Source organism: Ochrobactrum sp. PL_is501 (assembly GCF_055816895.1).
Genome location: NZ_JBVPGR010000036.1, coordinates 436,138 through 449,186, shown reverse-complemented (window position 1 = coordinate 449,186; position 13,049 = coordinate 436,138). Strand labels below are relative to the sequence as shown.

The window sequence follows — 13,049 nt, the reverse complement described above, 5'->3', positions numbered from 1 at the left end:
ATGTAGATCCGGTTTGCGGAGAAAGGACAGCGGGCAACCTATCCTATAGCCGCTTTTATCGACGATGAATATCCAAAAGCAAAGGCCGGGTTTCCCCGGCCTTTGCATCGTTATTCGCTGTTTTTTCAGTTCGTCGCATTATAGGCGGTGATTGCCGCCATGTTGACGATGTCGGAATCCTTCGCGCCGATGGTGACGATCTGCGCGGGCTTGTCGAGGCCGACGAGCAACGGGCCGATGATCGTTGCGCCGCCCAGTTCCTGCAGCATATCGGCGGCAATCGAGGCCGAGTGATTGTCCGGCGTGACGATCACATTGGCCGGACCCGACAGGCGGATGAACGGATATTGTTCCATCAGCTTCGGGTTCAGCGCCACATCGGCACTCATTTCGCCATCGAATTCGAAATCGACATGGCGTGTCGCCAGAATGCGGACGGCTTCCTGGATACGTGCGGAGCGTTCACCGCCCATATGGCCAAAAGTCGAGAAGGCGGTCAGCGCCACTCGCGGCACATAACCCATGCGGCGCGCCATGCCTGCGGCTTCCACCGCAATGTCGGCAAGTTCGTCTGCGGTTGGCATTTCATGGACGGCGGTATCGGCGATGAACACGGTGCGTCCGCGGCAAAGCGCGATGGAAACACCGACCACGCGGTGGCCGGGCTTGGAATCGATCACGCGGCGCACGTCGTCCAGACCGGTCGCGTAGTTGCGGGTCACGCCCGTCACCATGCCATCGGCATCGCCAAGCGCCACCATGCAGGCCGCAAAATGATTGCGGTCATTGTTGATGAGGCGGTGGCAATCGCGTGTCAGATAGCCCTTGCGCTGGAGTTTCTCGTAGAGATAGTCGGCATAGGCGGCATTGCGGCTCGACAGGCGCGCATTGATGATTTCAATGCCGGGGCGGTCGAGATCAAGACCGGCAGCCTTGGCTGTGTCCTGCACCCGTTCCTCGCGGCCCACCAGAATTGCGGTGCCAAGGCCCTGATTGACGTATGAAACGGCAGCACGCATCACCTGTTCTTCTTCGCCTTCGGCAAAGACGATGCGCTTCGGCTGGCGGCGCACGCGTTCATAGATGCCGCGAAGGGTCGAGGCGATCGGATCGCGGCGCGCCGACAGTTCGCGCTTGTAGCCTTCAATGTCGGCAATGGCGCGTCCGGCAACGCCGGTTTCCATCGCAGCCTTGGCAACGGCAGCCGAGACGGATGCAAGCAGGCGCGGATCGAACGGTACCGGAATGATATAGTTCTGGCCAAAGCGCGGACGGCTGCCCTGATAGGCGGCAACCACGTCGTCCGGCACGTCCTCACGGGCGAGTTCGGCCAGCGCGTTGACGGCGGCGATTTTCATCGCGTCGTTGATGGTCGTCGCGCGCACGTCGAGCGCGCCGCGGAAGATGTAGGGGAAGCCAAGCACATTGTTGACCTGGTTCGGATAATCCGAACGGCCGGTAGCAACGATGGCGTCGTCACGGATGCGCGCCACTTCTTCAGGCGTCACTTCCGGGTCGGGATTGGCCATGGCGAAGATGATCGGGTTCGGCGCCATGGAGCGGACCATGTCTTCCGTGAAAGCGCCTTTGGCCGAAAGGCCGAACACCACGTCCGCGCCGTTCAGGGCATCGGCGAGCGACCGCTTGTCGGTCTTCACCGCGTGCGCCGATTTCCACTGGTTCATGCCCTCTTCGCGGCCCTGATAGACGACGCCCTTGGTGTCGCACAGGATGACGTTTTCCGGGGCAAAACCCATCGCCTTGATAAGCTCGATACAGGCGATGCCCGCCGACCCCGCGCCATTGCAGACGAGCTTTGTCGTCTTCATGTCGCGGCCGGTCAGGTGCAGCGCATTGATGAGGCCGGCGGCGGCGATGATGGCCGTTCCGTGCTGGTCGTCGTGGAAAACCGGAATATCCATCAATTCGCGCAGGCGCTGCTCGATGATGAAGCAGTCGGGCGCCTTGATATCTTCCAGATTGATGCCGCCAAACGATGGGCCGAGATAGCGCACCGCATTGATGAAAGCGTCGATATCGGTGGTATCGACCTCAAGATCGATGGAGTCAACATCGGCAAAGCGCTTGAACAGCACGGCCTTGCCTTCCATGACCGGCTTCGATGCGAGCGCGCCCAGATTGCCGAGGCCGAGAATGGCGGTGCCGTTGGAAATGACGGCGACCAGATTGCCCTTGGCCGTGTAATCATAGGCGAGAGCGGCGTCTTCGGCGATTGCCTTCACCGGCACAGCGACGCCCGGCGAATAGGCGAGCGACAGGTCGCGCTGCGTGGTCATGGGCTTGGTGGGGTTGATCTCCAGCTTGCCCGGACGACCCTGCGCGTGAAAGTCCAGCGCTTCCTTCTCACTGGCTGTGGGTGCGCGTTCTGATGTGTTGCCCTTCGGCGTCGAGGCTGGCATGTTCCCTCCGGTTTTCTCTGCGGGAAAACCTCGATAGCGCCAGTCTTGCATTGTGTAAACAGCGCTTACGGGAATAGATATTCATCCAAAAGCGATGGAATACGAAATTTTATGACTTTGGCGTTGTTCGCCAAGCAATAAATGAAGGTTTGCCAATGGAAGCGAAGGCGAGTGAACATATGTTGGATGCGGAAGAAAATGCCGCCGAGGCACCCGTTCGCCTGACGCCGATGATGGAACAATATATCGAGATCAAGGCAGCCAACGTCGATTCGCTGCTCTTTTATCGCATGGGCGATTTCTACGAGCTGTTCTTCGATGACGCGGTGGAGGCATCTGCGGCGCTCGGCATCACGCTTACCAAGCGCGGCAAGCATCTGGGCGAGGATATTCCCATGTGCGGCGTGCCGGTCCATGCCGCCGACGACTATCTGCAAAAGCTGATCGCCAAAGGCTACCGGGTTGCAGTCTGCGAACAGGTGGAAGATCCGGCGGAGGCGAAGAAGCGCGGCTCCAAATCGGTGGTGAAGCGCGACGTGATCCGCCTCGTCACGCCTGGAACGCTGACCGAAGAAAAACTGCTGGACCCATCAGAAGCCAATTTCCTGATGGCCATGGGGCGCACGCGCGGCGATGGGGCGCTGGCGCTCGCCTGGATCGATATTTCGACTGGAACTTTTCGCGTGGCGGAAACCACGTCGGACCGGCTTTTCGCCGATGTGATGCGCGTGGACCCGCGTGAACTGGTCGTGGCCGACAGCGCCTTCCACGATGAGGAATTGCGCCCCGTCTTCGATCTGGTCGGCAAGGCGGTGACGCCGCAACCGGCGACCCTCTTCGATAGTGCTGCTGCGGAAGCGCGCATCCAGCGCTATTTCAACGTTGCGACGCTCGATGGTTTCGGCCAGTTCAGCCGCTCCGAGCTTTCGGCCATTTCCGGTGCGATTGCCTATATCGAAAAGACGCAGATTTCCGAGCGCCCGCCGCTGATGCGGCCCGAGCGCGAGCATGAAGGCGGCACGATTTTCATCGATCCGGCCACGCGCGCCAGTCTGGAACTGGTGCGCACCATGTCGGGCAGTCGCGATGGCAGTCTTCTCAAGTCCATTGACCGCACCGTTACCGGAGGCGGCGCGCGGCTTCTCGCCGAACGTCTGACCGCGCCACTGACCAATCCGAAGGAAATCGCGCTGCGGCTCGATTCTGTTTCCTGGTTCCTGAGCGAACCGGGCCTCTGCGAAGCCATGAGGGCTGAACTGAAAGGCGTGCCGGATATGCCGCGTGCGCTTTCGCGTCTTGCCGTCGGGCGCGGCGGGCCGCGCGATCTGGGTGCGCTTGCGCGAGGCTTCGAAGCTGCGCACACCATTGCAGGCCTGCTGGAAAGCGCTTTGCTGCCCGACGAGCTGGCCCATGCCCGCGATGCGGTCAGCGCCATGCCTGCCATCTTTACAGCGCATCTCGACCGGGCTTTGGCTGATGAATTGCCGCTCCTGAAACGCGACGGCGGTTTCGTGCGCGCAGGCTATAATGCCGAACTCGATGAAATGCGGGCCTTGCGCGACCAGTCGCGCCGGGTGATCGCCGGATTGCAAGCCGACTATATCGAAGAGACCGGCATCAAGTCGTTGAAGATCAAGCATAACAATGTGCTTGGCTATTTCATCGAGGTGACGGCCAACAATGCCGGGGCGATGACGGGTACGGATGAAGCCAAGGGCCGTTTCATCCATCGCCAGACCATGGCCAATGCCATGCGCTTTACCACGACAGAACTGGCGGAACTGGAAAGCAAGATCGCCAATGCCGCCGACCGCGCCTTGTCCATCGAGCTTGCCGTGTTTGAGGAACTGACGGCGGAAGCCGTTTCTCATGCCGACAGCATCCGCGCGGCAGCATCGGCGCTCGCGGTTTTCGACGTTTCGGCAGCGCTTGCTGTGCTGGCGGAAGAGCAGGGCTATTGCCGCCCGCAGGTCGATGACAGCCTGTCCTTCAACATTGTTGCCGGTCGTCACCCGGTTGTCGAGCAGGCTTTGCGGCGGCAGGCGGCCAATCCGTTTGTTGCCAATGATTGCGATCTCTCTCCGCAAGAGGATGGCGGGAACGGTGCGATCTGGCTTCTCACCGGCCCGAACATGGGCGGTAAGTCGACCTTCCTGCGCCAGAATGCGCTGATTGCCATTCTTGCGCAGATGGGCTCCTTCGTCCCTGCCGGGTCCGCGCAGATTGGTGTCGTGGATCGGCTGTTCAGCCGTGTCGGTGCTTCGGACGATCTGGCGCGCGGGCGCTCCACCTTCATGGTCGAAATGGTGGAAACGGCAGCGATCCTCAATCAGGCAGGCGAGCGCTCGCTGGTGATTCTTGATGAGATCGGGCGCGGTACGGCGACTTTCGACGGACTTTCCATTGCCTGGGCCGCGGTTGAATATCTGCATGAGAAGAACCGCTGCCGTGCGCTGTTTGCTACCCATTTCCATGAAATGACGGCGCTTTCAGAAAAACTGGAGCGGCTTTCCAATGTCACCATGCGGGTCAAGGAATGGGACAATGACGTCGTCTTCCTGCATGAAGTGGCGAAAGGTGCCGCCGATCGTTCCTATGGCGTACAGGTCGCGCGTCTTGCTGGTCTGCCGGAAGCGGTCGTCAACCGTGCGCGTGACGTGCTGCACCAGCTCGAAGCCGGTGAAACATCCGGCAAGGCTGACAAGCTGATTGATGACTTGCCGCTGTTCTCGGTCGTCTTGCAGCAGGAAAAGCCGAAGCCGCAGGTTCGGGCCAAGGACAGCGAACTGGCGAAGGCGGTCGCCGCCATCAGCCCGGATGAGCTGACGCCGCGCGAAGCACTGGACCTGATCTACAAATTGAAGGAACTGGCCGGAAAGGCGTGAGGTTTCTGGACCCTCGCCCTTCGATCCTTCGACAGGCTCAGGATGAGGCTATGCTCCCCACCTCAGGAGAAGGGCGCGGTAGTCTGTTTGAGATTCTGGGTATGACGTGCCGAAAATGGTAATGTTTGCGAACCGGAGCGGAGTGAACCGGAATATCTACAGACTACACAAAACGGTTCGCTTCCGCGCCGTAATACGTAATGTAACGGCTGGAGATGCGCTCAATCGGCAGGATGATGAACACATCCGTGGTGCCGAATGCCTCGTCGATCACGGCGCCATCCCCGATCATCGCACCGAGACGCAAATATCCCTTCACCAGAGGCGGCATGGAAAACAGTGCAACCTTGTTGTTGATGGCTTCCTTCGGCATCAGGTCCATGGCCTGATAACGATTGGGCAAGGCGCGAACGTCCCAGTCATCGGTGGCCCGGCAATTGTGATGAAGGAAGGACAGGCCGAGTGCGTGCGCGGCAGGCACAGCGCCGTGGAACGACGCGCAGCCGAACATCACATCGATGGAATGGCGGCGGCAATAGGCCCAGGCCCCTTGCCACAAAAGCTCGACGGTACGCTTGGAACGGTATTCCGCCTTCACGCAGGAGCGACCAAGTTCAAGCAGACGAAGATTCGGGCGCGAAAGGGCCAGGCGCTGCACGTCATATTCGTCGGCAGAATAGAAGCCGAGCGCCTTTTCCGCCTGATCGCTGCGCATCAGGCGATAGGTGCCGACAATCTGCTGGTGTTCCGGCACGGGAAGGGCGGTATCGTAAACGAGAAGGTGATCGCAAATGGCGTCAAAGCGGTCGGCATCGCGAAGCTCCACGGCTTCTATGCTCTCCCGGCGCGCACCCATTTCGTCGAAGAAGACGCGAAAGCGCAATTCCTGCGCGGCTTCCACGGCCTCGCGTGAATTGGCAAGCCGTACTTCCAGCGATCCGATGCGCCCCAGAACAATGGGGTCGCCGCCGGACGCAAACAGCGCCTGTTGTGCTTCTAAGCCTGACATGACCGTATCATCAATGATTTGCTGGTCCATTCCAAGCAGTACTGTCATGATGATGGCTCCTGATTTGCCTATTCCCGTATTCCTGAATGGCTTTCCCACTGATATTTCAGCGAGAGCCGCCAATTCCAGCCTTCGTCCGCCCTGATTGAAAGGACGGGCGTCCAGTTCGGCCGAAGCATTACAGATTCAGTGCTACGCGAGGATGACAGAAGCATGTCACCAATGTGTCAATTCGAGTGGCCGGACCTTATCCCCTTCAAAAAGCTTTTAATTTCACGCGATCAAATTATGCGAAAGGCAGAAACTGTTCAAGCCGTCCCGTCAGCGGATGGCCGTCAGCGGGTGGCCCGCTCGCGCCGCCAGCCGAGAAATTCTTCCAGAATGATAAGCCCAGCGCCGATGGTTATGAACGTATCGGCGAGGTTGAAAACAGCGAATGACCATGTCGGCAGATGGAACAGGATATAATCGACCACATAGCCATGCATCACACGGTCGATGAGATTGCCGATTGCACCGCCAACGACCAGCGCGAAACCGTAGCGCGCGAAAATGCGGTCCGGCGCGTTGGTCCACCACAGGTAGAGCACGAACAGGATAACTGCGGCGGTGATTGCCACCAGTCCCCAATCATGCAGCCAGGCGAGCATGGAAAAGGCGATGCCTTCATTGTGCGTCCGGAACAATGCGAGGAATGGCAGCAGGTCGATCTGCTGGCCGTAGCCCATCCGTGTTTCCACCAGATGCTTGACGCCCTGATCGATCAGCACCGTGAGGATGACGACAAAAAGCGAGGACCAGACCGCATGCCGCTTCATCCCTAAGCCCTTTCATCGAGCGTGAGCGCGTCGCGACGAATTTCGTACAGCATGACGCCGGTGGCAATTGCGAGATTAAGAGAATCTGCGCGTCCTGCTTGGGGAATGCGGGCTAGCTTGTCGCACGTATCGGCAAGGCTGTCCGGCAAGCCCTGCTGTTCGTTGCCCATCATCAAGACCACGGGTTTGTTGGCATAGGGAATGGTGCGGTAGTCGACGGCGCCTTTCAGATGGGTGCCGACGACTAGGCCGGAAACGCCTTTGCGCCAGTTGAGAAAATCGGCTTCACTCACCTTGTAGAGCGGCATGGAAAAGACCGACCCCATGGTGGCGCGCACGGTTTCCAGCGAATAGGGGTCGGTGGTGTCGCCAATCAGAATAACGCCCTTGGCGCCAACCGCATCGGCGGTACGGATGACGGTGCCAAGATTGCCGGGGTCGCGCACGCGGTCGAGCGCGATATAAACGTCGTTGCCTTTCGGCTTGAGGCTTGCAAGCGGGCGATATTGCTGCTCGAAGACGCCAACCACCATTTGCGGATTGTCACGCCGCGTAATGGCGGCCATGATCTTTTCGGTCACTTCCAGCACCAGTCCGCCCTTGGCGAATGTGCGGGCGGCGACCTGCTCGACCATTTTGTTGCCCTTGCCGGATTTGGCGAAGACCAGCGTCTTGATGCGCCAGTCCTGTTCCAGCGCGTCGATGACAAGCTTCAGCCCTTCGGCCAGAAACACGCCCTGCTGGTCACGGAATTTTTTCAGCGCCAGCGAGCGAAGGTCCTTCACAATGGGATTGGTAAGGCTGGTAACTTCCTTGACCTGACCCACCCGGGGGCTTTTGGAAAAATCGTCGTCACGGCTCATTTGGCTACCCAGCGGCTGAACATGGAAGTGGAAAGTGCGCGTCCTGCCGCCCGTTCACGCAGGATAAGTTCACCCGATTCGACTGTCCCGCCAAGACCGGTGAAACGGTCGCGCATTAGCTCGTGAATGGCGAAGAAGGATGCGCGGATGGAATAGGCTGTCAGGATGACGGCGAGCGGCTTTGGCGTCATGATCGACCGGCATGTATCCACCATGGCAGGCAGATGCTCGAACAATTGCCAGACCTCGCCGCTCGGGCCGCGTCCATAGGCAGGCGGGTCAAGCAGGATGATGTCATAGAAGCTGCCGCGCCGCTCCTCGCGCTGCACGAATTTCATCGCGTCTTCGCAAATCCAGCGGACCGGCTTGTCGGAAAGCCCGGCCATTTCCTGATTTTCACGCGCCCATAAAATGGCTTTCTTGGATGCGTCCACATGGGTCACTTCCGCGCCAGCCCGTGCCGCCACCAGCGAGGCCACGCCCGTATAGCCAAAAAGATTGAGCACCTTCACGCTTCGTCCGGACTTTACACCTTCGCGGATAAGCCCGTCCATGAATGACCAGTGCGCGGCCTGTTCGGGGAACACGCCGACATGGCGGAATGAGGTGAACCGGCCATGAAAGGAAATACCGTCGTGCTGCATCGGCCATGTTTCACCGAGCGGCACTTTCGGGAACGCCCAGCGCCCCATGCCTTCCTCATCGGTGTTGCCGGTGAAGACGGCGTCCGCCTGATCCCACTCTTTTTGCGGCAGGCTCGGCAGCCAGATCGCCTGACCTTCCGGGCGCACGATGCGATAGGGGCCATATTGCTCGAGCTTCAACCCGTTGCCGCTGTCGAGCAGCGCATAATCGGGCGAAGGTTCCGTTTCGAGAATGAGCGGCAGTCTTTCCGCCGGACGCGCACCGGCATAAGGCTTGATTTCGCGAAGCGGGGTAACGGGCTTGTCGTCTACGGGCTTGGGTGCAGCCTTGGCGAATTGCGGGCGCGGCTTTTTGAAGGACGAACCTTTATTATCAAATTTACCTTCAGGACGCGGCGCATCATGTCTCGCGCGCTCAAAACTGCGTTCCTGCTTGCCGCCCGACGGCTTTTTGCCTTTTCCCTTTGGCGCTTTCACCCGAAACTCCAATCATCGTGATTGGGTCTAGGTAGGATAAACAGCGCCGGTGCGAAAGGGGAAAACGTCGTCCAATCGCGCACAAAAGGCTTTTCAAGGCACGAAACCCGGAAGTTTTGCTTCCGGGTTCGAGAATGACGGCCGTTTCAGGAATTCACGACCGATATATTGCGCTTTTCGGCGGCTGTGCTGCGCTCAAGCAGGCGAGCCGCCTCCTGCTTGTACATCCGCTCCTTGCGTCGATGCTTGCCCTGAGTGAGCCACGTCACCAGAGAACCGATGACAACGCCAAGAAGGAGCGCACCAAAAAGCCACAGGAACAGAGGCGCATTATAGGATAGCGCCGGATTGCCCGGATTGAACGGATCGACCGTGAATTGCACCGACGCACGATTGGCAACCGACAACGCAATCAGAACGACGGCGAGCGGTACAAGAACGATGATGGCGATGATGCGTTTTGCCGCCATAGCGTCTATCAGACTGCGCCGTTGAGACGGTCGCGCAGTTCCTTGCCGGTCTTGAAGAAGGGAACCCACTTTTCTTCCACGTCCACCGTTTCACCGGTACGCGGATTGCGGCCGCTGCGGGCAGGGCGGTTTTTCACCGAAAAGGCGCCGAAGCCACGCAGCTCAACGCGATTGCCTTCGGCAAGTGCATTGGTGATCTCGTCGAATACCGCGCCCACGATGTTTTCGACATCGCGCTGAAAGAGATGCGGATTGCGGCTGGCGATAATCTGAACGAGTTCCGATTTGATCACGGCTTTAAACCCCTGTTCTTCTGTTTGTTTCATCCGGCAGCTACCGGATATTGTTCGTGTGCCCGGCTGGCGTCAATTCGTTTCAGGCGTACCGTCAACGTGCCAAACCGAAAGAAGTCCGTCAAGAAAGATGCGCTCCCTGGCGATCTGCTTCAACATGCCATCGGCTTCCTGTGGCGCGCCGATAAGGCGCGCACCGGCGTGAATGATGAGATCGCGCAGGGAAAAACCGGTTTCGCCGCTGACCGGTTTCCATTCCAGGCGAGGCAGATCCTTCGACAGCCCCTTGCCTGCAAGCCAGGCCACGGCTTCCTCTTCACCGCCCAGCCCGTCGATCAGCTTTTTGTCCAGCGCCTGCCGTCCGGTAAAAACCGCACCATTGGCAAGTGCGAGTGCCTGTTCATGCGTGAAAGAACGGCGTTTTTCGACAATATCGACGAACCACGCATAGGAATCCATGATCATGTTGCTGATCATGCCCTTGGCCTCTTCGCTGGCCGGGCTGAAATAATTGGGTTCCGCCTTGAGCGGCGAAGACTTGATGGTTTCAACCTTCACGCCGATCGTATCGAGCAGCTTCGAGACGTCCGGATATTGAAACAGAACCCCGATGGAGCCGACGATGGATGTCTGTCGCGCGATGATGTGATCGGATGCACTGGCAATCATGTAACCGGCGGAGGCAGCGAGCGTGCCCACCTGCGTCACGACCGGCTTTTTCTCGGCAATCTTGCGCACGGCTTCGAAAATGGCTTCGCCGCCAACCGTCGTTCCGCCCGGCGAATCGAGAACCAGAATCACGCCTTTGACGGCATCGTCCTTGGCGATCTTGTCGAGGCGCTTCAGCAACTCCTCATTCTCGAAGATGGTGCCCTCGATGCGAACCTTGGCGATATGCGGCTGGCTGAAATTCGCGCCGCGCATGGACCATGAAGCGAAGACGGCAATCACGGCTGCGATCAGAAGAAGGAAGGCTGCACGCCAGACGGTCAGCTTTCTGCGCAGTTTGCGGCGTTCGATGATTGCTTCGGCGTCTTGAGCCATTCCCGTCCATCCATTGGTTCAAATAGCGTGGTTTGCGCTTGGCATTCACCTTTTGCCTCGAATGAGGACACGCGGCAAGTATCTTCGAAAAATGGGACTGACCGGAAATCGTTCGTGTTTCGCGAAATGCTCCGTTATCTGGATGTATATTGTAATGACGCTGCGCGCGATTCCCGGTTTGTTGTCAGCTCAGCTTTCATGGTGGCATCACGCCCGGCTGTAATTCGGTCCGGATTTGTGATATCAAAGAGTTGATTAGCATTCCATCAGGGATCGATGGAGTGAAAATTGGGCTGAATTATCAAAGGCATAATCCGCTCCTGCTCTTTATTTCCGAGGCGGGTGTGGTGTTTTGCGCGGTATAAAGCTATTGAGCAACCGACTATTTCACCCCAAATAAACCTTATTGAAATGAAAAAGCGCGACACGGACGCGCCGCTTATTGAATTCTACGAGCCGTCAAGGAACTGAACGCCGCATGACTGTCGATACCACAAATAGCCATGCGCCGCATAGCGCGACCGCTCAAGGTCGCGGCATAGGCAGTGTGCGTTTTGGTGCGTCGGAGAAGGCCGAGACGCTTTTTCATGCCGCGCAGCGCCATTCGGTTCGTGTCCGTGTCTTGAAGACCGCTCTTCCGGTCGCCGCTATTATCGTGGCGGCTGTATTCTCATGGTACACGTTTCTGGCCACGCCGAACACGCCCATTAAGGTGGAAGTGAATAATGGCGGCGAAAGCGGCAAGCTCGTCATGACGAGTCCGCATCTGAACGGATACACCAAGGATAATCGCCCTTATTCGATGACTGCTGCCAAGGCGACGCAGGATGCGAAGAACAGCGGAGCGATTTCGCTTGAAGGCATTTCCGCCGAGCTGCCGGTTGGCGAAAAGGGCATGGCAAAGGTCGAGGCAACGTCGGGCGTTTACGACAACGCCAATGGACGTTTGCAACTTGATAAGGACTTTACTGTTACGACAGATGACGGTTTGCGTGCAGTGATGCATTCCGCGGACGTCAATCTCAAGAGCGGGCAGATCACGACCGACAAGCCCGTCGATATCCGCAGCGGCAGCACGCATATTCTGGCCGACAGCATGCAGGTCAAGGACAACGGCAAGGTTCTTATTTTCGAGAACAAGGTTCGAATGACTGTTGACGGCAGCGTTGTTTCGCCCAACAAGGCTCCCTGAAAAGGGCGCTGATTTGAGGATAGGGAAGCGTTCGGGCCGATTTTTATCTGTGCGGACGCTTGAGTGCATTCTGAAGCCGGTTTTTGGACCGAAATGTGCTCGAAAACAAATTGTTAGAGCGTGATTCTGATGCAATCGGAATGCTACAGGCTCTAAATCGCTTTTTTGATCGCATTTTGCGATGCCGAATGTTCCCATTTGGACGCAAAGTGCTTAATGTTGCGTCTGACCGCATATCGGCTGAGGGATGGTCGAATGCTTCGGGGAGCTGAAGATATATGGAACGCGAGACGGGCAAGATGAACAAGGGTACAATGGCCCGCACTTTGCGGATGGGATTTGCAGTTCTGGCGCTCGGGCTTGTCGCGGCTCCGGCAGCTTCTCTGGCACAGGAAGGCGCGGCCGTGAACGGCCTGAAGCTTTCCAACAGCAAGGCCCCCGTCAAGATCGACGCTGACAAGCTGGAAATGCGCGACAAGGAAGGCGTTGCCGTCTTCACTGGCAATGTTGCCGTTTCGCAGGGTGATGCCCTGCTGAAGGCGGGCCAGATGACGGTCTACTACAACAAGGCCAAGAAAGACGGCGAGGCGCAGGCGCCGGAGCCGACAAGTGCTGGCGTCGGTGGCCTTGATTCGTCGAGCATCGATCACATCGACATTTCGGGAAAAGTTTATCTCAAGTCGGGCACGCAGGTCGCAACCGGCGATACGGGCCGTTATGACGCCAAGAACCAGGTGATGGTTCTTCAGGGACAGAAAGTGGTCCTGACCGATGGCGATAATGTCGTGACCGGCTGCAAGCTGACGGCGCATCTTGATACGGGTCGCGCCAATGTCGAGAGCTGCAAGGGACAGTCCAAGGGTCGCGTGTCGATCATCATGGCTCCGAAAGATCAACAGCAGGGCGGCGCTGCGCCCAAGCAGAACTGACCGGA

The 13,049-nt window shown here is 58.3% G+C and carries 11 protein-coding genes; 3 read left to right on the top strand and 8 right to left on the bottom strand.

Translation table 11 applies throughout. From position 1 onward, the window contains the following. Window positions 1-125: 125 nt before the first annotated feature. A complete protein-coding gene (locus tag AC0TOF_RS15505; RefSeq protein ID WP_473768915.1) occupies window positions 126-2,420 on the bottom strand; it encodes an NADP-dependent malic enzyme in 2,295 nt (764 codons plus the stop codon). Window positions 2,421-2,575: 155 nt separating this feature from the next. On the opposite strand from AC0TOF_RS15505, the gene mutS reads away from it, so the two are divergent. Next, window positions 2,576-5,305, top strand: a complete 2,730-nt coding sequence (mutS, locus tag AC0TOF_RS15500) for a DNA mismatch repair protein MutS (protein ID WP_473768914.1) — start codon at window positions 2,576-2,578, stop codon at window positions 5,303-5,305. Between the two features lie 163 nt (window positions 5,306-5,468). Here mutS and olsB read toward each other — a convergent pair whose 3' ends face one another. The 7 genes from olsB to sppA form a co-directional block, all read right to left on the bottom strand. Further along, a complete protein-coding gene (olsB, locus tag AC0TOF_RS15495; protein WP_473768913.1) occupies window positions 5,469-6,362 on the bottom strand; it encodes a l-ornithine N(alpha)-acyltransferase in 894 nt (297 codons plus the stop codon). 287 nt (window positions 6,363-6,649) lie between these two features. After that, window positions 6,650-7,132, bottom strand: a complete 483-nt coding sequence (lspA, locus tag AC0TOF_RS15490; protein WP_473768912.1) for a signal peptidase II — start codon at window positions 7,130-7,132, stop codon at window positions 6,650-6,652. A gap of 2 nt (window positions 7,133-7,134) precedes the next feature. Beyond that, the gene (locus AC0TOF_RS15485; RefSeq protein WP_122003055.1) at window positions 7,135-7,995 is read right to left on the bottom strand and encodes a TrmH family RNA methyltransferase; all 861 of its coding nucleotides are present in this window, start codon (window positions 7,993-7,995) and stop codon (window positions 7,135-7,137) included. Beyond that, the gene (locus tag AC0TOF_RS15480) at window positions 7,992-9,116 is read right to left on the bottom strand and encodes an RsmD family RNA methyltransferase (RefSeq protein ID WP_473768911.1); all 1,125 of its coding nucleotides are present in this window, start codon (window positions 9,114-9,116) and stop codon (window positions 7,992-7,994) included. The genes AC0TOF_RS15485 and AC0TOF_RS15480 overlap by 4 nt, the downstream gene beginning before the upstream one ends. Before the next feature lie 146 nt (window positions 9,117-9,262). Next, window positions 9,263-9,586, bottom strand: a complete 324-nt coding sequence (locus tag AC0TOF_RS15475; protein ID WP_122003057.1) for a LapA family protein — start codon at window positions 9,584-9,586, stop codon at window positions 9,263-9,265. A gap of 8 nt (window positions 9,587-9,594) precedes the next feature. Next, window positions 9,595-9,879, bottom strand: coding sequence for an integration host factor subunit beta (locus AC0TOF_RS15470; RefSeq protein ID WP_004687882.1), 285 nt, complete (start codon window positions 9,877-9,879; stop codon window positions 9,595-9,597). A 72-nt stretch (window positions 9,880-9,951) separates the two neighbouring features. After that, on the bottom strand, window positions 9,952-10,923 hold the full coding sequence (sppA, locus tag AC0TOF_RS15465) for a signal peptide peptidase SppA (protein ID WP_473768910.1): 972 nt from the start codon (window positions 10,921-10,923) through the stop codon (window positions 9,952-9,954). A 478-nt stretch (window positions 10,924-11,401) separates the two neighbouring features. On the opposite strand from sppA, the gene lptC reads away from it, so the two are divergent. Further along, complete coding sequence (lptC, locus tag AC0TOF_RS15460) at window positions 11,402-12,115, top strand: LPS export ABC transporter periplasmic protein LptC (protein WP_473768909.1); 714 nt, start codon at window positions 11,402-11,404, stop codon at window positions 12,113-12,115. A gap of 278 nt (window positions 12,116-12,393) precedes the next feature. After that, window positions 12,394-13,044 (top strand): LptA/OstA family protein, encoded by a 651-nt coding sequence (locus tag AC0TOF_RS15455; protein ID WP_473768908.1) that lies wholly within the window; start codon window positions 12,394-12,396, stop codon window positions 13,042-13,044. Window positions 13,045-13,049: the final 5 nt, after the last annotated feature.

Excerpts from the sequence above, each read along its gene's own strand:
- AC0TOF_RS15505 (WP_473768915.1), bottom strand. The coding sequence starts at position 2,420 with ATGCCAGCCTCGACGCCGAAGGGCAACACATCAGAACGCGCACCCACA.
- mutS (WP_473768914.1), top strand. The coding sequence starts at position 2,576 with ATGGAAGCGAAGGCGAGTGAACATATGTTGGATGCGGAAGAAAATGCC.
- olsB (WP_473768913.1), bottom strand. The coding sequence starts at position 6,362 with ATGACAGTACTGCTTGGAATGGACCAGCAAATCATTGATGATACGGTC.
- lspA (WP_473768912.1), bottom strand. The coding sequence starts at position 7,132 with ATGAAGCGGCATGCGGTCTGGTCCTCGCTTTTTGTCGTCATCCTCACG.
- AC0TOF_RS15485 (WP_122003055.1), bottom strand. The coding sequence starts at position 7,995 with ATGAGCCGTGACGACGATTTTTCCAAAAGCCCCCGGGTGGGTCAGGTC.
- AC0TOF_RS15475 (WP_122003057.1), bottom strand. The coding sequence starts at position 9,586 with ATGGCGGCAAAACGCATCATCGCCATCATCGTTCTTGTACCGCTCGCC.
- sppA (WP_473768910.1), bottom strand. The coding sequence starts at position 10,923 with ATGGCTCAAGACGCCGAAGCAATCATCGAACGCCGCAAACTGCGCAGA.
- lptC (WP_473768909.1), top strand. The coding sequence starts at position 11,402 with ATGACTGTCGATACCACAAATAGCCATGCGCCGCATAGCGCGACCGCT.
- AC0TOF_RS15455 (WP_473768908.1), top strand. The coding sequence starts at position 12,394 with ATGGAACGCGAGACGGGCAAGATGAACAAGGGTACAATGGCCCGCACT.